Raw genomic sequence first — 20,118 nt, 5'->3', positions numbered from 1 at the left:
AGACGTGAATAGACGCGGAAAGATCGTCTGTACCCTGGGCCCGGCCACCGCATCTGACGAGGCTGTCAAGGCACTGGTCGAGGCCGGAATGGACGTCGCACGCCTGAACTGCAGCCACGGCGAGTACAGCGACCACGAGGCCAACTACAAGCGCGTCCGCGCCGCCTCCGACCTGACCGGGCGCGCCGTCGGTATCCTCGCCGACCTGCAGGGCCCCAAGATCCGCCTCGGCCGATTCGCCGCCGGCCCGACCTACTGGGCCAACGACGAAATCGTGCGCATCACCGTCGACGACTGCGAAGGCACCCACGACCGCGTTTCGACCACCTATAAGCGGCTGGCCGAGGATGCCACTCCGGGCGACAGAGTGCTCGTCGACGACGGCAACGTCGGTCTGGTCGTCGAGTCGATCGACGGCAACGACGTCGTCTGCAGGGTCACCGAGGGGGGTGCGGTCAGCAACAACAAGGGCATGTCGCTGCCCGGCATGAACGTCTCGGCCCCGGCGCTGTCCGAGAAGGACATCGACGACCTGGAGTTCGCGGTAAACCTCGGCGTCGACCTGATCGCGCTGTCGTTCGTCCGCTCACCGGCCGACATCGAACTCGTGCACGAGGTGATGGACCGCGTCGGCAGGCGGGTGCCCGTCATCGCCAAGCTCGAAAAGCCCGAAGCCATCGACAACCTCGAGGCGATCGTGCTGGCGTTCGACGCGATCATGGTCGCGCGCGGCGACCTCGGCGTGGAGCTGCCGCTCGAAGAGGTGCCGCTGGTTCAGAAGCGTGCCATCCAAATGGCAAGGGAGAACGCCAAACCCGTTATCGTCGCCACCCAGATGCTGGAGTCGATGATCGAAAGCTCCCGGCCCACACGGGCCGAGGCGTCCGACGTCGCCAATGCGGTGCTCGACGGCGCCGACGCGGTGATGCTCTCCGGCGAGACGTCGGTGGGCAAGTTCCCGTTCGAGGCGGTAAAGACCATGGCCCGCATCATCTCCGCGGTTGAGGAGAATTCGGTGGCCGCCCCTCCGCTGGCCCATGTCCCGCGCACCAAACGCGGCGTCATCTCGTATGCGGCCCGCGACATCGGCGAACGGCTCGACGCCAAGGCGCTGGTCGCGTTTACGCAATCCGGTGACACGGTGCGCCGGCTGGCCCGGCTGCACACGCCGCTGCCGGTCCTGGCGTTCACGGCGCTGCCTGAGGTGCGCAGCCAGCTCGCGCTGACCTGGGGCACCGAGACGTTCATCGTGCCGAACATGAAAAGCACCGACCACATGATCCGGCAGGTGGACAAGTCGCTGCTGGAACTCGGCCGCTACAAGCGCGGTGAGCTCGTGGTCATCGTCGCAGGTGCTCCGCCTGGGACAGTAGGCTCCACGAATCTGATCCACGTGCACCGGATCGGGGAGGAAGACGTCTAGTCCGACGACGATCAGGGGAGGCTCGTAGTGTCGCAAGCAGATTTCGAAGAACTGCTGGCGGTACTGGACCTCAATCAACTGGACGACGACACGTTCATCGGCTCGCACCCGAGCAAAAACCCGGTGCGCACCTTCGGTGGCCAGATGATGGCCCAGTCGTTCGTGGCGGCCAGCCGCACGGTGTCTGAGAAGCTCCCGCCCAGCGCCATCTCGGTGCACTTCATCGCAGGTGGCGACCCCGAAAAGGACCTCGAATACCACGTGGTGCGGCTGCGTGACGAGCGCCGTTTCGCCAACCGCCGTGTCGACGTGCGGCAGGGTGGGGAACTGCTGACCACGGCGATGATCTCCTACCTGTCCGGCGGCCGCGGCATCGAGCACGGCATCGAACCGCCTGAGCTGGCGGATCCGGAATCCGTTCCTCCCGTCGACGAGCTGCTGCAGGGATACGAAGACGTCGTCCCGCATTTCGTCAACGCCTTGCGCCCGATCGACTGGCGCTACACCAATGACCCGACCTGGGTGATGCGCGACAAGGGGGAGAAGCTCACCTACAACCGGGTCTGGATGAAGGCCGAAGGCGCGATGCCCGACGACCCGGTGCTGCACTGCGCTGCGCTGGTCTACTCGTCGGACACGACCGTGCTCGACTCGATCATCTCCACCCACGGACTGTCGTGGGGCTTCGACCGCATCTTCGCGGTGACCACGAACCACTCGGTGTGGTTTCACCGTCCCGTGCGGTTCGACGAGTGGGTGTTGTACTCGACGACTTCACCGGTGGCCGCGGATTCGCGCGGCCTCGGGACGGGACACTTCTTCGACCGGTCCGGTCAGTTGCTGGCTACCGTCGTGCAAGAAGGAATTGTGAAGTACTTCCCCGGTCGCAAGGCTTAGCGAGCGTATTGTTTGCCCCGTGAGCGAATCGCGCGTCAATTTTGCTCCAAGGCTGCGGGCCCGCGAGCGCGTCGTCGTGCACGTGGACTCGCCTGCCGCGCGGTGGGTCGGCGCCCTGGCAGTTTTGACCCTGTTCTGCTGGCTGGTCGTCCTCGTCGCGCGCGACCACGAGCGCGACTGGCAGGCCGCGGGCAGGCTGGCGTGGTCGCTGACCATTCTGACCGCCGTGGCATTGATCGCCCGCGGCATTTTCCTGGGCCGGCCGGTGACCGCGGCGCACGCCTCGCTCGCGATGGTGGCAGTGCTGGCAGGCCTCGGGCTGCACGTGCTGGTATTCGATTTTGTCGGCAATATGCTGATCGTCGCCGCGGGTGCGGTGTTGATGTGGCCAACCGCGGCGCGGCCGAATCCCGCTGATCTGCCCCGCATTTGGGCATTGGTGAATGCGACGACGGGTGATCCGCTGGCGCCGTTCGCCATGCAGCCGCTCAAGTGTTACCACTTCAGTGCCGACGGGACAGCGGCCATTGCATACCGCACCCGGGTGGGCTACGCGGTGGTCAGCGGCGATCCGATCGGCGACGAAAACCGCTTCGGTGAACTGATCGCCGACTTCGCCTCCATGTGCCACACCCGTGGCTGGCGCATCGTCGTCCTCGGTTGCAGTCAGCGCCGGCTGGACCTGTGGGCCGACGCGACCGTGCTCGGCCAGTCGATGCGGGCCGTGCCGATCGGCCGCGACGTGGTCATCGACGTCCCCATGTTCGACATGGTGGGCCGCAAGTACCGCAACCTGCGCCAGGCGGTGCAGCGCACGCAGAACTTCGGCGTCACCACCGAGGTCGTTTCCGAGCAGGGGCTCGACGGTGACCTGCTGGCGGAACTGATGGACGTGCTGCTCTCCTCGCCGAAAGGATCCCGCACCGAGCGTGGTTTCTCGATGTGCCTCGACGGTGCGCTGGAGGGCCGCTACCCGGGCGTTCTATTGATCGTCGCCCGCGACCAGCACGGGCGGGTGCAGGGTTTCCACCGTTATGCCACCGCGGGGCAGGGCAGTGAGGTGTCGCTCGACGTGCCGTGGCGCCGCCGGGGCGCACCGAACGGCATCGACGAGCGGTTGTCCGTCGACATGATCGTGTGGGCGCGCGAGCAGGGGGCCGAGCGGCTGTCGCTGGCGTTCGCGGCGTTCCCCGAGATCTTCAACGACAAGAACCGCGGCAAGATCGCCAGCCTGATCTACACCGCCATCCACCTCGGCGACGCGTTGATCGCCTTGGAATCGTTGTATCGCTACTTGCGGAAATTCCACGCTCTCGGCGACCGGCGTTACGTGATGCTGTCGCTCACCCAGACGCTTCCGTTGCTGTTCGTGCTGCTGTCGCTGGAATTCATGCCAAGGCGTCGCCGCCTGGCTTAGTCGTGCGGCGTGATCTGTACGGAGAACTCGTTCTGGACGCGGTCGCGGAACTGATCGGCACACCGCTGGATCGCCTGCTCGTCTGATCCAGCCTTGGACAGGCAGTCGACATAGTCCGTGCCGCCGACTTCGTCGAACATCCCGATCCAGATCGGGATGAAGATGAGCGAGACGATGATCGCCAGGAATCCCAACACGATCCCGGCGATCGCGACGCCGCCGTTGGTGGCCTGCCCGCGTTTGACGCGGCCGCGCGCGACGAACCCGATGATCACCGCGCATACGCCGAGGATGACGCCGCCGAACACGGACCAGCAGAACACCAGCCCGATGATCGCGATCACCAACGCGGCGACACCCAGTCCGTTTCTCGGCCCGGTCGGCGGCGGAGTGAACCCGGAATAGGGCTGCGGTGGCGGCGGGGGATAGCCGCCCGGATATGCCCCGTATTGAGGTGGTGGCGGCGGCGGTGGCGCCGGCTGAGATGGCAACGGTGTCTCAGGTTTGTCCGGTTCGCTCATGCCGGTGAGGTTACCCGCTGGGAGCGAGGTTGAGTCGCCGACAGTCAATGTGGTCGGCCAGGTGGTGGGTGGCCACGACGACGGTGCGTTCGGATGGGAAAAGCGCACCCGGGGTGAGGAGTTCGGCCAGGATCCGCTGACCGGCGTCGGCGTCGAGGTGCTCGGTCGGTTCGTCGAGCAGTACCGTCGGCGCCGTCGATATCAAAGCCCTTGCCAGCAGCAGCCGTCTGCGCTGCCCCGCCGAAACAGCCGCTGCGCCACCCACCATCACCGTCGACAGCCCTTCGGGCAATGCCTCGAGCCAGCCGCCAAGGCCCACCCGCCACAGCGCGGTTCGCAGCTCATCATCGGTTGCGTCCCCGCGAGCGACCAGCAGGTTGTCCCGCACCGTGGTGGCGAACAGATGCGCATCCTCAGCGAAAAAGACAGTGTTCGAACGGTTTTCGGCCATCGTCATCAGCAGCGTTGTCTTGCCTGCACCGCTGGGCCCGGTGATGGCCAGGCGGGCGCCGGGTTCCAGTTCGACCGGCGCGATCGGAGGACGGCTGCGCATGTCCTTCGGCGCGGTGAGGTCTGCGAGCCGGCGTGCCGCGACCCGCGACCGGGTGAGCTGTACGGCGGCGGCAGGCAACGCGCCGGTTGCCTCGAACGCTGACAGCGGCAACAACATCAGGATCGCCAAGGTCATCGGTGCGACGGCGTCTGCGATGCCGATCGCGGCGACGACAGCGCCGAGCACACTGATACCGACCGCGGCAGTGGGTGCCGCCGCGGCAAGTGCAGCCGGTGCCGCGGCTCGGTCGGCGGCTCGTCCCCATTCACGGTGCCGGCGTTCGGATTCGGCGATCACAGCGTCAAGCCGGCCGGCGACGCGCAACTCGGGTGCGTGCTCGAGAGCGAGCATCGTCGCCACGTCACGTCCCGAATGATGCCGGGCTGCAATGACTTCAGCATCGACAGCGGCCGTGGCCGCCAGCCATGGCGCGACGACGCCCGAGATGGCAAGGCACACGGCCAGCACGACGGCCGCGACGGGGGAAATCACGGCGATCGCCGCAACGGCGGCCACCGAAAGTACGGCAGCGACCGCGATCGGCAGCACAGCGCGGACCAGCACGTCGGACAGGTCGTCGACGGAAGCGCCGACGCGGGCCACGAGTTCGCCGCTTCCCAGCCGCATCGCGGCTTCGGCCGGTGCGCCCGCCAACCGGCGAAACAGCCGCTCACGGGTGTCCGCGGCGGCCCGCAGAGCGGTGTCGTGGGACGCCAGCCGTTGGCAATACCCGAGAACACCGCGCGAGATGCCCAGTGCGCGCACCGCCACGACCGCCACCGACAGGTCCAGCACCGGCGGCATCTGCCACGCCCGAGTGATCAGCCATGCCGAGATGCCGGCCAAGGCAAGCGCGCTGGACAATGACAACACGCCCAGCACAATGGCCAGAAGCAGCCGGGGCAACCGGGGGCGCAGCAGCTCACGCATCGACGAGGCTCCCCATGTGCAACAGCCGGTCGCCGATCGCCAGCACGGGGTCGCGGTGACCGACGACGAGCACGGTCGACCCGCGGCGCGCCCTGTCCAGGATCGCTTCGAGGACACGAGCCTCCATGAGTGCGTCCAGGTGCGACGTGGGCTCGTCGAGCAGGAGCACCGGCGCAGCAGAACCCAACACCCTGGCCAGGCCGAGCCGTTGGCGCTGGCCCAGTGAAAGGCCGACGCCGTCTCGGCCGATCATCGTCTCGAGACCGTCGGGCAGTGTAGCGATGACGTCGTCGAAACCTGCCGCGCGGCAGGCGCTCTCGATGTCAGTCAGCGGGCCCAACAGTTCGAGGTTGTCCCGGACGGTGCCTGGCACCAGCACCGGCCGATGGGAGAGCCAAGCCACCTGGCGCCACCACGCCTGCGGATCGAGGTCGGCGACGTCGATGCCGTCGACCCGAACCCGGCGGCCCTCCGCCAGCCCCAGAATGGACTGCATCAGCGTGGTCTTGCCAGACCCGTTCGGCCCTGTCAGCACGGTCACCGCGCCCGGTTCGACGTCGGCGTTCAGCGCGTCGAGGTGAATGGTGGCTCCTGCCGCGGGCACGGTCCGCGTTCCGGTGGTCCGTGCCGGCAGTGCGTCGAGCAGGCGGAAGGCCTTGTCGGCGGCGGTCTTTCCGTCCTGTGCGGCGTGGAACTCGACCCCGACGCGACGCAGCGGCCAGAACACCTCCGGCGCCAGCAGCAGCGCGGTCAGTCCTGCAGAGAGCGTCATGTCGCCGTACACCAGCCGCATTCCGATGCCGACCGCGACGAGCGCGACACCGAGGGTAGCCAGCAGTTCGAGCACAAGCGCCGACAGGAAGGCGATTCGCAGCGTGGCCATGGCCGAACGGCGATGCGCCGCGCCCAATTCGGCGATCCGCTGCGCCGAACCGCCGATCCGGCCCAGCGCCCGCAGCGTGGGAATGCCGGCCACCAGGTCGAGTAGTCGTGACTGCAGCGTCGTCATCGCCTCCAGTGACGCCGCCGACCGTTCGCGGGTGAGCACTCCAATCAGCACCATGAACACCGGGATGAGCGGCAAGGCGACCAGCACGATCACGGCCGACTCCCAGTCGTAAACCGCGATCACCACGACCGCGGCCGGAGTCAAGATGCCGGCCAGAAACAGCGACGGCAGGTATGAGGTGAAATACGGTCGCAGGCCGTCGAGGCCGCGGGTGATCACCGTCGCGGCGGAATCGCGTTCGGCGGCGAGTCGGCGTGGGGGCAACGCGGTAACTGTGCGCAGCACCTGCCCCGCGAGCTCTGCAATCACCGCGGTGGCCCCGCGCTGGGAAAGCCGGCCCTGCACCCAGTGCGCCAGCGTGCGAATCGTCCACAGCGACACCAGAATCCACAGCGGACCTGCCCAATGTGCGACACTGCGGGTCGCGGGATCGGTGATGACACCGGCCACGATCTGAGCGAGCACCACGGCCGATGCGATCGTCGTGCCGCTGATGACGACGCCACACGCCACCGATGCGGCGAGAAAGCGCCGCATCGCGGGAGAAGGCTGCCAGCGGTTCAGGTCGGCCGCCTCGATAGCCCGATGGATGCGGGTATCGCGTCCGCCGTGATCCGGCGACGAAACACCCAGTACGTCCAGCCTTGGTACATGATGACCAGCGGCAGCAGGGTCAGCGATGCCCACGACATGATCTTCAGCGTGTAGGGAGTCGACGAGCCGTTGTAGATCGTCACGCTCCATTCCGGGTTGAGCGTGGAGGGCAACAGGTTTGGATACAGCGACCCGAACAGCAGCAAGGCAACGGCGGCAATCACGATCACCATCGACACGAACGCCCAGCCCTCACGGCGCCGAGCCCACATCAGGCCGACCGCCACCAGGAGGGCGACCACCGCGACTCCCAGCGCAAGCCACGTCCAACTATTGCCGTGGGCCAGCTGCGTCCACAACCCGAAGCCGCCGGCCAGCACGATGACCGGAACCGTCAGCACCCGGGCGAACCGGAACGCGTCGTCGCGCACCGGCCCCGCGGTCTTCAGTGCGACGAACACCGCGCCGTAGAACGCGAACAGCGACGCGGTGGCCAGCCCACCCAGCAACGTGTAGGCATTCAGCACGTCGCCGATGGCCAGGTGTACGCGGTGGTCCGCGTCAATCGGCAAGCCGCGAACCAGGATTGCGAACGCCACGCCCCACAGGATCGCAGGCAGCCACGACCCGATCGCGACGCCGGCGTCCGCCCATGCCCGCCAGCGCGGATCGTCGATCTTGCCGCGCCATTCGATCCCGACGATGCGCAGGATCATCCCGAACAGAATCGCCAAGAGCGGCAGGTACAGCGCCGAGAACAACGTCGCATACCAGTTCGGGAACGCCGCGAACATCGCGGCGCCGGCGGTGATCAACCAGACCTCGTTGGCGTCCCACACCGGTCCGATCGTGTTCAGCGCTGCGCGCCTTCGGGTTTCGGAATCACCTTCACCGACCATCCCTAACGGCACCATCAGCATGCCGACTCCGAAGTCGAAGCCTTCCAGGATCAGGAAGCCGAGAAACAGCGCGGCGATGAGTATGAACCACAGTTCTTGGAGTCCCACGGTCACATCACTTTCAGTAGGCGAAGGACAAGGGCGCCACGTCGTCCGCATCCGGCGGCGCCGGCGGGGCGGGTTCGGAGTCGTGTTCCAGCGGCCCCTCAACCACATAGCGGCGCATCAGGTAGAACCAGACCACGGCCAGCGCCCCGTACAAGAGGGTGAATACGGCCAGTGAGAACAACACCATGCCGGCCGAATGGTCGGACACACCCTGTTGCACGGTCAGCCGCACCATCTGGTCGCCGGTCGGATTCGGCACGACAACCCATGGCTGTCTGCCCATTTCGGTGAACACCCAACCGGCCGAGCAGGCTAGGAACGGGGTCGGAATCGTGAGGATGCCGAACCAGCCGAACCAACGCTGATCAGGAATCCGACCGCGACGCGTCAGCCACAGTGCCAATAGCGCGAAAGCCACTGGCACCAGCAATAATCCGATCATGGCGCGAAACGCCCAGTAGGTGACGAACAGGTTGGGCCGGTAATCGCCAGGACCGAATTTCTGTTGATACTCCTGCTGGAGGTCCTTGACGCCCTTCAGCGTGACGCCGTCGAGCTTGCCCTCGGCGAGATAGGGCAGCACGTAGGGCACCTCGAGGACGTGTGTGACGCTGTCACAGTTGTTGTGCGTGCCGACCGTCAGAATCGAGAAGTCCGGATCGGTTTCGGTGTGGCACAACGACTCCGCCGACGCCATCTTCATCGGCTGCTGAACGAACATCAGCTTGCCCTGAGTGTCACCGGTTAAGAACAGCCCGACCGCGGCTGCCAGTGCGACCAGGCTGCCCGCGATGGTGGCTGGGCGATACATGCTCGTGGCGTCAGTGTCGTTGCTGGCCTCGTCTATTCGTTTGTGCGACCGCACCATCAGCCATGCGGAGATACCCGCGACGAACGCACCGGCAGTGAGCAACGACGCCGTAACCGTATGCAGGAACGCCCAGATCGCGGTGTTGTTGGACAGCAACGCGCCGAAGTCGATCAGCTCCGCGCGCCCCGTCTGAGGGTTGAAGTGGGTGCCGACGGGATGCTGCATGAACGAGTTGGCCGCGATGATGAAGAAGGCCGAGGCGTTGACCGCGAACGCGACGATCCAGATGCATGCGAGGTGGACCAGCCGCGGCAGCCGGCTCCAGCCGAAGATCCACAGCCCGATGAACGTCGACTCGAAGAAGAACGCGATCAAGCCTTCGAAGGCGAGCGGTGCGCCGAAGATGTCACCGACGAAGCGCGAGTACTCGCTCCAGTTCATGCCGAACTGGAATTCCTGAACGATGCCGGTGGCCACGCCGATGGCGAAGTTGATCAGGAACAGCTTCCCGAAGAACCGCGTCAGCCGGTACCAGCCGGTGTTGCCGGTGACCACCCACGCCGTCTGCATCGCCGCGATGAGCGGGGCGAGGCCGATGGTGAGCGGCACGAATATGAAGTGGTAGACGGTGGTGATTCCGAATTGCCACCGCGAAACGTCCACGACATCCATGCGCCACTCCCAGGCCTCGACCTATCTACGACAGATTGTAGTAGTGATCGTGGCTGAAAGCGGTAGGGGCTTTTGGACCCTGTTATTCGATCGTTTGGACCTATTCGGCGGGTTCGGCGGCTGTCGGCGCGGCCGGCTCGTCCCGCACTCCGGCCAGGTCCTTGCTGGCCTTGCGGATGCCGAACGCCGACACCACCTCGAACACCCCGATGACAATCAGCCAAATGCCGACCACGATGGTCAGCGTAGCGATCGATTCGAACGGCTCGGCCAGGATGACCACGCCGGCCACCAAGGTGATCACGCCGACGAAGATTTCCCAGGCGCGGCCGGGCAGCGTCGGGTCGCTGATCGCCGAGACGGCCGTGGCCACGCCGCGGAAGATGAATCCGATGCCTACCCAGATCGCGAGCAGCAAGATCGACTCGGCGAGGCTGCGGAAACACAGCACAGCCAGAATCAGCGCGGCGGCACCGCTGATGAACAGCAGCACCCGACCGCCCGCCGAGACGTGCAAGCTGAATGCGAAGATCACCTGATAGATACCTGTGACCAGAAGATAGGCGCCGAAGAAAATCGCGGCGACAACGATCGTGATCTGCGGCCAGGCCAGCACCGCAGCGCCAAGGATGACCGCGAGAATCCCGGAGAGCAGCGTGGACTTCCACAGATGTTGCAACATGGTCGGGGGTGCAGGGCTTTCCATGCGCGAAGTGTGGCATAAAGGCGCGATAATTGACGCGCATTTCGCCATTGTTTGATTCCGGCGCAAACCCATGTACTGCCTCGGCGCAAATACCCGGACGAGCGGCAAGCCGGCTCAGTTTCTGTGTAACAGTTGATTTGTTCGCTACGATGAGTAGTCGAAGGTCCCGCCTGAGCACAGCTCGACGATCCACTGGGGCAAACAAGGAGTAACGATGACAAATACGGCGATTCGCCGGTCCGCCAGCGCGGTGATTGCAGGTCTTCTGATGGCGGCGGGCGCAGCCGTGGCCGTCGCGCCGGCGCACGCTGATCCCGAGAAGGATCAGATTTTCATCGATTATCTCAACAAGAAGGGCGTGCCCTACACGAGCCGCACCGAAATCATCCGGCTCGCCAAGGAGTACTGCCTCGACGCGACCAGGCAGGGCAATCCGTCCTGGCTCGCCGGTTACAACCTTCAGCACAACCAGGGCTGGACCCAGACCGAGACCATCGACTTCGCGAATGGAGCCGTGCCGGTGTACTGCCCCAAGTTGTGGGGCATGTAGTCCTCATTTTCGTTCTTCTGCTTCCGCGTTAGGTCTCTACTACTGTTCCGTTACCGGTGTTGCGCACCGGGTCCACGAAGCAGAAAGTAGAGGCTAATCGTGTCAGCTGGATGTGAAGGCCGACGGACGAAGATCTGGCGCATTGCGGCGGTGTTTGCTGCGACCGGTGCCATGGCGCTGTCGGGATGCACGAGCAATACCGAGTCGAGCGGGCCTACGACCTCCACCACGGCGGCGACCGCCGGGAAGGTCGACGAAATTGCGAACACCGTGCCGGACAAGATCAAGTCGAGCGGCAAGCTCGTCGTCGGGGTGAACATCCCCTATACGCCCAACGAATTCAAGGATCCAAGCGGAAAGATCGTCGGCTTCGACGTCGATCTGATGAATGCGATGGCGTCGACGCTGGGACTCACCGCGGATTACCGCGAATCGGACTTCGCCAAAATCATCCCGTCGATTCAGGGCGGCACCTACGACGTCGGTATGTCGTCGTTCACCGATACGAAGGAACGCGAGCAGTCGGTCGACTTCGTGACATATTTCTCTGCAGGCATTCTGTGGGCGCAGCGCCCCGACAATCCGATCGATCCGAACAATGCCTGCGGCAAGAAGGTCGCCGTGCAGGCCACCACGACGGAGGAAACCGACGAGCTGCCGGCCAAGAGCAAGGCCTGCACGGACGCCGGTAAGCCACCGATCCAGATTGTTCCGTTCGACGGGCAGGATGCGGCGACCAACGCTGTGGTGCTCGGTCAGACGGATGCGATGTCGGCCGACTCGCCCGTCACGCTGTATGCGATCAAGCAGAGCAACGGCAAATTGGTGCAGGCCGGTGAGATCGCGGACGCCGCACCGTACGGCTGGCCGGTGCAGAAGGGCTCGCCGTTGGCGCAGTCACTGCAGAAGGCACTCGAGCATCTGATCGAGACCGGCGCCTACAAGCAGATCGCCACCAACTGGGGCGTCGAGAAGGGCATGATCGACAAGCCCGTTATCAACGGTGCGATCAGCTAGTCCCAGGGATTCGAACAATGACTGATGTCGACTCGCCGCCGTCTGCCACACCAGCCGCAATCGATGCCGTTCCACTGCGTCATCCGTGGCGGTGGGTGGCGGCGATCGTCATCGTCATCCTGGTCGTGCTTTTCTTGTATGGCGCGGCCACCAACAAGGCCTTCGGCTGGGGCACCTTTGCGAAGTACCTATTCGATAAGCGCGTCACGCAGGGTGCCTGGAACACGCTGCAGCTGACCATCTACGCGATGGTGCTGGCGATCGTGCTGGGCGTGATCCTGGCGGTGATGCGGCTGTCGCCCAACCCGGTGTTCCGGTCGGTGTCGTGGGTGTATCTGTGGATCTTCCGCGGCACGCCGGTGTACGTGCAGTTGGTGTTCTGGGGCCTGATGCCGACGATCTACAAGAACATTCAGCTCGGAGTGCCTTTCGGGCCGTCGTTCTTCCATCTCAACCTGCAAGGTCTTTCGATTCCCTTTCTGCTGGCGATCATCGGGCTGGCGCTCAACGAGGCCGCCTACATGGCTGAAATCATCCGCGCCGGAATCAGTTCCGTGCCCGAGGGCCAATCGGAGGCGTCGACCGCGCTCGGCATGTCGTGGGGGATGACCATGCGGCGCACGGTGCTGCCGCAGGCGATGCGAGTGATCATCCCGCCGACCGGCAACGAGGTCATCAGCATGCTGAAGACCACGTCGCTGGTCACCGCGGTGCCCTTCACGCTGGACTTGTATGGCATCACCTCCCGCGAGATCGCCTCGCGGATTTTCGAACCCGTCCCGCTGCTGCTGGTGGCCGCCACCTGGTACCTGGCGGTCACGAGCCTCCTGATGGTCGGCCAGTACTACCTGGAGCGATACTTCTCGCGTGGGGCAACGCGCAAGCTGACCACCAAGCAGCTGGAGGCGTTGGCCAAGGCCCAGATGGGAGAGCCGCACCCATGACAGCGATGGTGAAGGCCGAAAGCGTTTGCAAGAGCTTCGGTGCACTCGAGGTGCTCAAGGGCATCACGCTCGAGGTGGGCAAGGGCCAGGTGCTGGTGATGGTCGGCCCGTCTGGCTCGGGCAAGTCGACGTTCCTGCGTTGTATCAACCACCTGGAGCAGGTCAACGCGGGCCGGCTCTATGTCGACGGCGAATTGATCGGCTACCGCGACCGGGGCAGCAAGCTGCACGAGATGTCGCCCCGTGACGCCGCCAAGCAGCGCCGCGACATCGGCATGGTGTTTCAGCACTTCAATCTGTTCCCGCATCGCACGGCGCTGGAGAACGTCGTCGAGGCGCCGATTCACGTCAAGCGCGTCAAGAAAGACGAGGCCGTGGCGCGCGGCAAGGACCTGCTCAGGCAGGTCGGGCTGTCGGAAAAGGCCGACGCCTATCCGGCGCAACTGTCCGGCGGCCAGCAGCAGCGCGTCGCGATTGCACGAGCCCTGGCGATGAACCCCAAACTGATGCTGTTCGACGAGCCCACCTCCGCGCTGGACCCCGAGCTGGTCGGCGAGGTCCTCGAAGTGATGAAAAAGCTTGCCGCCGAAGGCATGACGATGGTCGTGGTGACCCACGAGATGGGGTTCGCCCGCGAGGTCGCCAACCAGCTGGTGTTCATGGACGGCGGTGTCGTCGTGGAGAGCGGGCCTCCCCGTGAGGTGCTCGCCAACCCGAAACACGAACGGACGAAGGCCTTTCTGTCCAAGGTGCTGTAGTGCGGTCCGGCGGGCAGGAGCGCTGGGGGCACCGCCCGCCCGGAGGGCAGGGGGACGACCCGGGGATTTACACCGCTGACCCGGCCACGCCGCTGTGGCGGGCGGCGCAGGTTTTCCGGCTGCTGAGTTGCATTTACGCGCTTGGCTTTCAGATCGCGATCAATCGCGACCTGGAGCGCCCTGCGATCGGGTGGCTTCTGTTCGCTCTGCTGATCGCCTGGAGCGCGGCGTGTGCGGTCGCCTATCTGCAAGGCTTTGGCCGCCGGCCTGTATGGGTGCTCGCTGAGATTGTCGTAGTGGTGGCGCTGATGTTGTCGACGGAGTTCGTCGCGTCCGACCAGTGGGCGCTGGACAACCAGTCATGGCCGACGACGCTCTGGGCCACCAACGCGACGATCTCGGCCGCGGTCCTTTTGGGTCCGATCGCGGGAATGCTCACCGGGGTCGTGGTGATGGGCGCGGCTGCCACGCTGAAGGGCTACGTGAACTTCGACCTCGGCCGCAACGCCACGATCGTCATCGAAGTAGCGGTGGGCCTTGCGGTCGGTATGGCCGCGCAGACGGCGCGCAGCGCGCACGCCGAGCTGGAGCGGGCGGCCAGACTGGCGGCGTCGCATCAGGAACGGGAGCGGTTGTCCCGCCAAGTGCACGACGGCGCGATCCAGGTGCTCGCGCTCGTATCGCGGCGGGGACGCGAAATAGGTGGAGAAACAGCAGAATTGGCGGAGCTAGCCGGTGAACAGGAACGCGCGCTGCGACGGCTGGTGAGCTCGGCCGACGCCGAGCCGCGTGTGGGGGAGATGACCGACGTCGGTGCCCTGCTGCGGGGTCGAGCGTCGGATCGGGTATCGGTGAGCGTGCCCGCGGACCCGGTGCTGCTGGAAGCGAACGTCGCCGACGAGCTGTGCGCCGCCGCTGTCAATGCACTCGACAACGTCGCCGCGCACGCAGGCCCCGACGCACGCGCCTACGTGCTGCTAGAAGATCTCGGCGACTCCGTGACGGTGAGCATTCGCGACGACGGTGTCGGCATCGCAGACGGCCGGCTGGAGGAAGCGGTCGCCGAGGGTCGTGTCGGTGTGGCGAAATCGATTGTGGGACGGATGAACTGGCTTGGCGGCAGCGCGAAGCTGAACACCGGACCAGGGAGTGGGACGGAATGGGAGTTGACGGTACCCCGACGGTGATGGTGGTCGACGACCATCCGATCTGGCGCGACGCGGTGGCACGCGACCTTGCCGAAGACGGCTTTTCAGTGGTCGCGACGGCGGACGGGGTGGCATCGGCCCGTCGGCGTGCGGCGGTCGTCAAGCCCGATGTGGTGGTGATGGACATGCGGCTGTCCGATGGCGACGGTGCCCAGGCGACCACGGAGGTGTTGGCGGTGTCCGCGTCGTCGCGGATCCTGGTGCTGTCGGCGTCCGACGAGCGTGACGACGTGCTCGAGGCGGTAAAGGCAGGCGCCACAGGCTATCTCGTCAAGAGCGCGTCGAAGCAGGAACTCGGCGACGCCGTGCGCGCGACGGCGGAGGGCCGGGCGGTGTTCACCCCGGGCCTGGCAGGCCTGGTGCTGGGGGAGTTCCGGCGCATCGCGCAGCGTCCCGGGGCCGGCCCCGTGACGCCGAGCCTCACCGAACGTGAGACCGAGATTCTGCGCCACGTCGCCAAGGGGTTGACGGCCAAGCAGATCGCCGCCCGGTTGTCGTTGAGCCACCGCACCGTCGAAAACCACGTACAGGCCACGTTTCGCAAGCTTCAGGTCGCGAACCGCGTCGAGCTGGCGCGATACGCGATCGAACATGGCCTGGACGAGTAGTCCTACTCATCCGCAACGGGCCGCTGACTGCCAACATCGGCTCTTATGACCGAGCCGCACAATGTCGTCATCTCCCGGCTTTCCGCCGAGTTCGCCGCGATCTCGGCCCAGCTGCAGCGGGTTTCGGTAGACCTGGCCGAACTGGATCGTGTGCTCTCGGAACGGCCGGCGCCACCACAGCCGCAGCCCTACATGCCGCCGGCGGTGCCGTACTGGCCGCAGCACCCGGTGCAGTATGCGCCGCCGCCTCTGCCGCGCATGCCCGTGGTGCCTGCTGCACGCCGGGCGCCGAAGCCGCCCCGGGATGAAGGCTGGATCGGCAAGGTCCTGGCGGTCGCAGGCGTCGCGGTCACGCTCATCGGGGTGGTGCTGCTGCTGGTGCTTGCGGCGCAGGCCGGGATTCTGCGTCCCGAGATCCGCGTCGGCGCCGGCGCGGTCCTGGCCGCCGCGCTGGTGGGTGCGGCCGGATGCCTCTACCCGCGGCCCGGCGGCCGGGTGGGAGCGATTGCGTTGGCCGCGACGGGCATCGCGGCGGCATACATGGACGTCATCGCCGTCACGACCATCTACGACTGGGTGTCCGCACCCATCGGACTTGCGATCGCCGCGCTCATCGGAGGTGGCGGCCTGACGTTGGCAAGGCGCTGGGACTCCCAGCATCTGGGCCTGCTGGTACTGGTGCCGCTCATCGGGCTCGCACCGGTGATCACCGACGGCATCACGCTGTTGCTGGTCGGCTTCATGCTGGCGCTATCTGCGGCATCGCTGCCGGTGCAGCTCGGCAAGGACTGGATCTGGTTGCACGCGGCCCGCATCGGCGCCAGCGCCTATCCACTGCTGGTGGCGCTGGCCGTCTCATACTTCGACTCTCGACATGATCTGTGGCTGGCTGGCGCGTGCGGGATTGCCGCGCCGCTGGCCGTCGCCGCCGCGCTGATCCTATTGCGCCACACGGGTAATCGGGTCGCGATGGCGTTGTTGACGGCCGCAGGTGTGCTGCCGGTGCTGTGCGTGTCGCTCGCCGTCGACCGCGTGGTCGCGGCCCTGATGGCGGCCGCCCTGGCGGCGGCGCTGCTGGCGATCGTCCTCGTCGGCGACCGGCTGCCCGGGGTCGACGGCGTCGTTCGGCAGATCTGGTCGGCGCTGTCGGCGATCGCGGCACTGATCGCGGTCACTGTGGCGTTCGACGGGCACGTCGCCGGCCCGATCCTGTTGGCGATGGCCGTCGTGGTCGCAGTTGCCGGCCGACGCGACGATGTCGCGCGGTGGGCGGCATTCGGGTTCGCGGTCGTCGGCGGTGGGCTGTATCTGAGCTACGCGCCGCCGAGGGCACTGGTTCGGGCGACCGAGCTCAGCACCGCGGCAGCGGTTTCCACGTTGGCGGCCAGTCTGCTCCTGATGGCGTGCGCGGTCACACTCGTATGGTCGTGGGCCGGCGAGGACGTCGACGACGAAGCCGTCCGCGTGATGTGGGCCGGTTCGGCAGTGGTGATCGTCTATGCGGCCACCACGTTCACGGTGACGGCCGGGGTGCAGATCGGCGGCCCGGGCGGCGGCTTCTTCGCAGGTCACATGGCCGCGACCATCTGCTGGATCGCCATGGCGGCCGGGCTGTTCATCTACGCGGCGCGACGGCCGCGCGCCGAGCGTTCGCTGCCGATCAGCGGTGGTTTGGCGCTGGTCGCCGCGGCGATGGCCAAGTTGTTCCTGTTCGACCTCGGCACGCTCGACGGCATCTTCCGCGTCGTCGTGTTCATCGTGGTAGGGCTTGTCCTGCTGGGCATGGGAGCCGGTTATGCCCGGCTGCTGGAGAAACAAGATCTTGCTAATCTGGAATGATTCCAAAGTAGCTGGACGTTGGAAGGCATATGGGTACCACAACACGCCGTAGCGAAGAAGACATACAGGGTTTCCACGCGTCACCGGAGCTCAGCACCAATCTGCAGCGAGTGTTGGTCGATCTGATCGAACTCCACTTGCAGGGCAAGCAGGCGCACTGGAACGTAGTCGGGACCAATTTCCGTGACCTCCATCTTCAGCTCGACGAGCTCGTTGATTTCGCCCGCGAGGCCAGCGACACGATTGCCGAACGGATGCGGGCGCTGGACGCGGTTCCGGACGGCCGGTCCGACACGGTCGCGGGCACGACGACGCTGCCGCAGTTTCCCGGCTACGAGCACAACACTGGCGAGGTCGTCGAACTGATCACCGGTCGCGTCTATGCCGCGGTCGAGACCATTCGCACAGTTCACGACGCCGTCGACGCCGGGGATCCCAGCACCGCCGACATCCTGCATCAGTTGATCGACGGTCTGGAGAAGCTGGCCTGGCTGATCAAGTCGGAGAACCGCAAGGTCTAGTCCGGCGGGGCGCAGATCACGCCGACCGTGGCGTCGATGATCGCGTCGAGCGTGGTGGGATCCGCGCCGGTCCTGGCGCGCACCGAGATGGTGTTGAGCGCCGCCGTTGCGATCTGGGCGAGCGCTTCGGGCGCATGCGGGGCCAGTTCCCCGTGGCCTCTGGCGCGTTCGAACCGTTCTGCGAACGTTGCGGTGAACGCTTTCAACGTCGACTCCACCATGGCCTGTACCGCAGGGTCGCCGTGCGCTTCGGTGACGGCGGTGCCGAGCAGGAAGCAGCCGCGCGGGGCGTCACCGCCCGTGAGGTAGTAGTCGCGGGCATAGCGGTAGACCGCGCTCAGCGCGTCGCGCAATGGCCGTGGCCTGGCCAGTGCGGTCGTCAGCCACGTACGGCTAATCTGCCCATAGTCAGTGGCCGCTCGCAAATACAGCGCGCGCTTGTCGCCGAACGCCGCGTAGATGCTGGGCCGATTCATGCCCATGCCCGCGGCCAGGTCCTCCAGCGAGGTGCCCGAATAACCGGCCCGCCAAAACGTGTCTCTGGCGCGGCGGAGGGCGACTTCCGGTTCGTATGCACGTGGCCGCCCACGGCGTCTGGTCACAGATGCAATTTTATACTAATCTGTACAAAATAATTGTGTTCCACGTAGGGGCCGGCCAAGGGGAGCCGGTGCTTCTTCTGCACGGGTATCCGCAGAGCGCGTCGTGCTGGCGCCATCAGATACCTGCGTTGGCACAGCGATACCGCGTCATCGCGCCGGCCACCTACGACGCCGAAGTCGATCGAATCGACCGGCTTGCCGATGCGCTTGGCCTGGACCGCTTCAATCTGGTCGCGCACGACTACGGCGGCTTCCTCGGCCTGGGCTATGCGCTACGCCGGCCCCGACCGGGTGATGCGCCTGGCCCTGCTGAATACGCGTGCACACAGCATCTTTCGGCCGTGGTTCTACCGCTTCTCGTGGGGCCAGCGGTGGGCCGCGATCCATGCGCTCGAAGACGAATGCCTCGGCTGGATGGACACCCCACGCGGTCGCAACACGTTCGCCGAGTTCTTCACGCACTATCACCTGCCCGCCCTGCCTGAACTCTCGGCAGGGCTGGGCCGGCATCGGCTGTCCGACCGCAATCATCTGGGGTGACCGCGACCGCTATATCCCGTTCGCGACCGCCACGCGAGTTGGCCGAGCGGATCCCTGGCGCGACGTTGACCCAGCTGACCGGCGGCGACCACTACATCATGGAGGAGCGACCCGCCGAGGTGACCGGCGCGCTGCTGGAACTGTTATCGCGGCCCTGCGTTATTTCCGGCGGGGTGGGTAATCCTCTGGCGTGAGCGTGCAACGAGATATAGCCGCGTCCCGCCGACAGGTGTGGGACGTGATGGCCGACGGATGGACATATTCGCAGTGGGTGGTCGGCAACACTCGGATGCGCGCGGTCGACCCCAACTGGCCCGCACCTGGCTCGACGATCCGGCATTCGATCGGTGTCTGGCCGGCGGTGATCAATGACGAAACGGTCGCGGAAGTTTGTATGCCGCTCGAGAAGCTGGTGCTACTGGCCAAGATTGGCCCGCTCGGTGCAGCCCGAGTGACGTTGCGGCTCAGCGATATTCCTAACGGCTGTCGTGTCGAGATGGACGAGGTCGCGGTACGCCCGCCGATGAGCTTGGTGCCATACCCGGTGCAGGCGCTCGGTCTGTGGCCGCGCAACCGCGAAGCACTCTGGCGCCTTGGCGCGCTGGCCGCACGGCTCAAGCCCAGCGATCTGGACTAAGAAGTGGCGGCCGGGGCGCTCTGCTCGACGGCACGTCGCACCGCATCGTCGTCGCGGCGCCCGACCAGGTACCAGGTGTGCATCGCTCCCTTGCCCTTGACGTAGACCGTGCCGCGCTCCTCGAGCAGGAACGCGTGGTTGATCCGTTCATAAACGTTCTGCGGCACCTGGATCCGGCCCTCGATGTCCGTGGTTTCCATCCGGGACGCGACGTTGACGGCGTCACCCCAGACGTCGTAGAAGAACTTGCGCGCGCCGACGACCCCGGCGACTACCGGCCCGGCGGCAAGCCCGATCCGCAGCGGCACCTCTCGCCCCTGCGGATCCTTGAGATCCGCAACAGTTTCCGCCATG

At 65.9% G+C, this 20,118-nt stretch carries 23 protein-coding genes; 14 read left to right on the top strand and 9 right to left on the bottom strand.

Annotated features, from left to right (window positions below; all coding sequences use genetic code 11):
• Window positions 1–4 precede the first annotated feature (4 nt).
• From pyk to VJV41_RS26345, 3 genes are read left to right on the top strand one after another with little or no spacing between them, the layout of a single operon-like run.
• Window positions 5–1,423, top strand: a complete 1,419-nt coding sequence (pyk, locus tag VJV41_RS26355) for a pyruvate kinase (protein WP_325338771.1) — start codon at window positions 5–7, stop codon at window positions 1,421–1,423.
• A 27-nt stretch (window positions 1,424–1,450) separates the two neighbouring features.
• Window positions 1,451–2,320, top strand: coding sequence for an acyl-CoA thioesterase II (locus tag VJV41_RS26350; protein WP_325338769.1), 870 nt, complete (start codon window positions 1,451–1,453; stop codon window positions 2,318–2,320).
• 19 nt (window positions 2,321–2,339) lie between these two features.
• Entirely contained in the window at window positions 2,340–3,737 is a 1,398-nt protein-coding gene (locus tag VJV41_RS26345) for a bifunctional lysylphosphatidylglycerol flippase/synthetase MprF (protein WP_325338767.1), read from the top strand.
• Here VJV41_RS26345 and VJV41_RS26340 read toward each other — a convergent pair.
• From VJV41_RS26340 to VJV41_RS26315, 6 genes are all read right to left on the bottom strand, one after another.
• Complete coding sequence (locus tag VJV41_RS26340; RefSeq protein ID WP_325338765.1) at window positions 3,734–4,258, bottom strand: DUF4190 domain-containing protein; 525 nt, start codon at window positions 4,256–4,258, stop codon at window positions 3,734–3,736. The two genes, VJV41_RS26345 and VJV41_RS26340, sit on opposite strands and share 4 nt — an antisense overlap.
• A gap of 10 nt (window positions 4,259–4,268) precedes the next feature.
• On the bottom strand, window positions 4,269–5,741 hold the full coding sequence (locus VJV41_RS26335) for an ATP-binding cassette domain-containing protein (protein WP_325338764.1): 1,473 nt from the start codon (window positions 5,739–5,741) through the stop codon (window positions 4,269–4,271).
• On the bottom strand, window positions 5,734–7,287 hold the full coding sequence (gene cydD / locus VJV41_RS26330; RefSeq protein WP_325338762.1) for a thiol reductant ABC exporter subunit CydD: 1,554 nt from the start codon (window positions 7,285–7,287) through the stop codon (window positions 5,734–5,736). The genes VJV41_RS26335 and cydD overlap by 8 nt, the downstream gene beginning before the upstream one ends.
• A 23-nt stretch (window positions 7,288–7,310) precedes the next feature.
• Complete coding sequence (gene cydB, locus VJV41_RS26325) at window positions 7,311–8,351, bottom strand: cytochrome d ubiquinol oxidase subunit II (RefSeq protein ID WP_325338829.1); 1,041 nt, start codon at window positions 8,349–8,351, stop codon at window positions 7,311–7,313.
• A 13-nt stretch (window positions 8,352–8,364) separates the two neighbouring features.
• The gene (locus tag VJV41_RS26320) at window positions 8,365–9,834 is read right to left on the bottom strand and encodes a cytochrome ubiquinol oxidase subunit I (RefSeq protein WP_325338760.1); all 1,470 of its coding nucleotides are present in this window, start codon (window positions 9,832–9,834) and stop codon (window positions 8,365–8,367) included.
• A gap of 100 nt (window positions 9,835–9,934) precedes the next feature.
• On the bottom strand, window positions 9,935–10,540 hold the full coding sequence (locus tag VJV41_RS26315) for an HdeD family acid-resistance protein (RefSeq protein WP_325338758.1): 606 nt from the start codon (window positions 10,538–10,540) through the stop codon (window positions 9,935–9,937).
• A gap of 214 nt (window positions 10,541–10,754) precedes the next feature.
• Between VJV41_RS26315 and VJV41_RS26310 the strand changes: the two genes are divergently transcribed.
• The 8 genes from VJV41_RS26310 to VJV41_RS26275 all read left to right on the top strand — a co-directional run bounded on the left by VJV41_RS26310 (window position 10,755) and on the right by VJV41_RS26275 (window position 17,985).
• Window positions 10,755–11,090 carry a DUF732 domain-containing protein gene (locus VJV41_RS26310; protein ID WP_325338756.1) on the top strand — a complete coding sequence of 112 codons (336 nt, stop codon included), beginning with the start codon at window positions 10,755–10,757 and terminating at the stop codon, window positions 11,088–11,090.
• A gap of 171 nt (window positions 11,091–11,261) precedes the next feature.
• Entirely contained in the window at window positions 11,262–12,107 is an 846-nt protein-coding gene (locus VJV41_RS26305) for an ABC transporter substrate-binding protein (RefSeq protein WP_414685062.1), read from the top strand.
• A 17-nt stretch (window positions 12,108–12,124) separates the two neighbouring features.
• Window positions 12,125–13,051, top strand: a complete 927-nt coding sequence (locus VJV41_RS26300) for an amino acid ABC transporter permease (RefSeq protein WP_325338751.1) — start codon at window positions 12,125–12,127, stop codon at window positions 13,049–13,051.
• A gap of 5 nt (window positions 13,052–13,056) precedes the next feature.
• The gene (locus VJV41_RS26295) at window positions 13,057–13,809 is read left to right on the top strand and encodes an amino acid ABC transporter ATP-binding protein (protein WP_325338828.1); all 753 of its coding nucleotides are present in this window, start codon (window positions 13,057–13,059) and stop codon (window positions 13,807–13,809) included.
• Window positions 13,810–13,874: 65 nt separating this feature from the next.
• Window positions 13,875–14,996 carry a MacS family sensor histidine kinase gene (gene macS / locus VJV41_RS26290; protein ID WP_414685061.1) on the top strand — a complete coding sequence of 374 codons (1,122 nt, stop codon included), beginning with the start codon at window positions 13,875–13,877 and terminating at the stop codon, window positions 14,994–14,996.
• Window positions 14,969–15,625, top strand: coding sequence for a response regulator transcription factor (locus VJV41_RS26285; protein ID WP_325338749.1), 657 nt, complete (start codon window positions 14,969–14,971; stop codon window positions 15,623–15,625). Before macS ends, VJV41_RS26285 begins: the two co-directional genes overlap by 28 nt.
• A 45-nt stretch (window positions 15,626–15,670) precedes the next feature.
• Window positions 15,671–17,464: a DUF2339 domain-containing protein gene (locus tag VJV41_RS26280; RefSeq protein WP_325338747.1), complete on the top strand. Its 1,794-nt coding sequence runs from the start codon at window positions 15,671–15,673 to the stop codon at window positions 17,462–17,464.
• A 29-nt stretch (window positions 17,465–17,493) separates the two neighbouring features.
• A complete protein-coding gene (locus VJV41_RS26275; RefSeq protein ID WP_325338745.1) occupies window positions 17,494–17,985 on the top strand; it encodes a DNA starvation/stationary phase protection protein in 492 nt (163 codons plus the stop codon).
• Here the strand turns inward: VJV41_RS26275 and VJV41_RS26270 are convergent.
• Complete coding sequence (locus VJV41_RS26270; RefSeq protein WP_325338743.1) at window positions 17,982–18,587, bottom strand: TetR/AcrR family transcriptional regulator; 606 nt, start codon at window positions 18,585–18,587, stop codon at window positions 17,982–17,984. The genes VJV41_RS26275 and VJV41_RS26270 overlap by 4 nt on opposite strands.
• Window positions 18,584–18,826, bottom strand: a complete 243-nt coding sequence (locus VJV41_RS26265; RefSeq protein WP_325338839.1) for a hypothetical protein — start codon at window positions 18,824–18,826, stop codon at window positions 18,584–18,586. The genes VJV41_RS26270 and VJV41_RS26265 overlap by 4 nt, the downstream gene beginning before the upstream one ends.
• Here VJV41_RS26265 and VJV41_RS26260 point away from each other — a divergent pair.
• The 3 genes from VJV41_RS26260 to VJV41_RS26250 are packed head-to-tail and all read left to right on the top strand — an operon-like array spanning window position 18,716 to window position 19,764.
• A complete protein-coding gene (locus tag VJV41_RS26260; RefSeq protein ID WP_325338824.1) occupies window positions 18,716–19,072 on the top strand; it encodes an alpha/beta fold hydrolase in 357 nt (118 codons plus the stop codon). The two genes, VJV41_RS26265 and VJV41_RS26260, sit on opposite strands and share 111 nt — an antisense overlap.
• A 51-nt stretch (window positions 19,073–19,123) precedes the next feature.
• On the top strand, window positions 19,124–19,321 hold the full coding sequence (locus VJV41_RS26255; protein WP_325338741.1) for an alpha/beta hydrolase: 198 nt from the start codon (window positions 19,124–19,126) through the stop codon (window positions 19,319–19,321).
• Window positions 19,322–19,368: 47 nt separating this feature from the next.
• Entirely contained in the window at window positions 19,369–19,764 is a 396-nt protein-coding gene (locus VJV41_RS26250) for an SRPBCC family protein (RefSeq protein ID WP_325338822.1), read from the top strand.
• Here VJV41_RS26250 and VJV41_RS26245 read toward each other — a convergent pair.
• A partial coding sequence (locus VJV41_RS26245) for an adenylate/guanylate cyclase domain-containing protein (RefSeq protein ID WP_325338739.1) occupies window positions 19,761–20,118 on the bottom strand: 358 nt, incomplete at its 5' end. The genes VJV41_RS26250 and VJV41_RS26245 overlap by 4 nt on opposite strands.

The sequence above is a fragment of the Mycobacterium sp. genome (assembly GCF_035274705.1).
GTDB lineage: Bacteria > Actinomycetota > Actinomycetes > Mycobacteriales > Mycobacteriaceae > Mycobacterium.
Note: the sequence above shows the minus strand (reverse complement) of the source record. Positions and strands in the feature narration are given on the sequence as shown.

Excerpts from the sequence above, each read along its gene's own strand:
- VJV41_RS26340 (WP_325338765.1), bottom strand. The coding sequence starts at position 4,258 with ATGAGCGAACCGGACAAACCTGAGACACCGTTGCCATCTCAGCCGGCG.
- VJV41_RS26335 (WP_325338764.1), bottom strand. The coding sequence starts at position 5,741 with ATGCGTGAGCTGCTGCGCCCCCGGTTGCCCCGGCTGCTTCTGGCCATT.
- cydD (WP_325338762.1), bottom strand. The coding sequence starts at position 7,287 with ATGCGGCGCTTTCTCGCCGCATCGGTGGCGTGTGGCGTCGTCATCAGC.
- VJV41_RS26320 (WP_325338760.1), bottom strand. The coding sequence starts at position 9,834 with ATGGATGTCGTGGACGTTTCGCGGTGGCAATTCGGAATCACCACCGTC.
- VJV41_RS26315 (WP_325338758.1), bottom strand. The coding sequence starts at position 10,540 with ATGGAAAGCCCTGCACCCCCGACCATGTTGCAACATCTGTGGAAGTCC.
- VJV41_RS26310 (WP_325338756.1), top strand. The coding sequence starts at position 10,755 with ATGACAAATACGGCGATTCGCCGGTCCGCCAGCGCGGTGATTGCAGGT.
- VJV41_RS26305 (WP_414685062.1), top strand. The coding sequence starts at position 11,262 with ATGGCGCTGTCGGGATGCACGAGCAATACCGAGTCGAGCGGGCCTACG.
- VJV41_RS26300 (WP_325338751.1), top strand. The coding sequence starts at position 12,125 with ATGACTGATGTCGACTCGCCGCCGTCTGCCACACCAGCCGCAATCGAT.
- VJV41_RS26295 (WP_325338828.1), top strand. The coding sequence starts at position 13,057 with ATGGTGAAGGCCGAAAGCGTTTGCAAGAGCTTCGGTGCACTCGAGGTG.
- VJV41_RS26285 (WP_325338749.1), top strand. The coding sequence starts at position 14,969 with ATGGGAGTTGACGGTACCCCGACGGTGATGGTGGTCGACGACCATCCG.
- VJV41_RS26280 (WP_325338747.1), top strand. The coding sequence starts at position 15,671 with ATGACCGAGCCGCACAATGTCGTCATCTCCCGGCTTTCCGCCGAGTTC.
- VJV41_RS26275 (WP_325338745.1), top strand. The coding sequence starts at position 17,494 with ATGGGTACCACAACACGCCGTAGCGAAGAAGACATACAGGGTTTCCAC.
- VJV41_RS26250 (WP_325338822.1), top strand. The coding sequence starts at position 19,369 with ATGGCCGACGGATGGACATATTCGCAGTGGGTGGTCGGCAACACTCGG.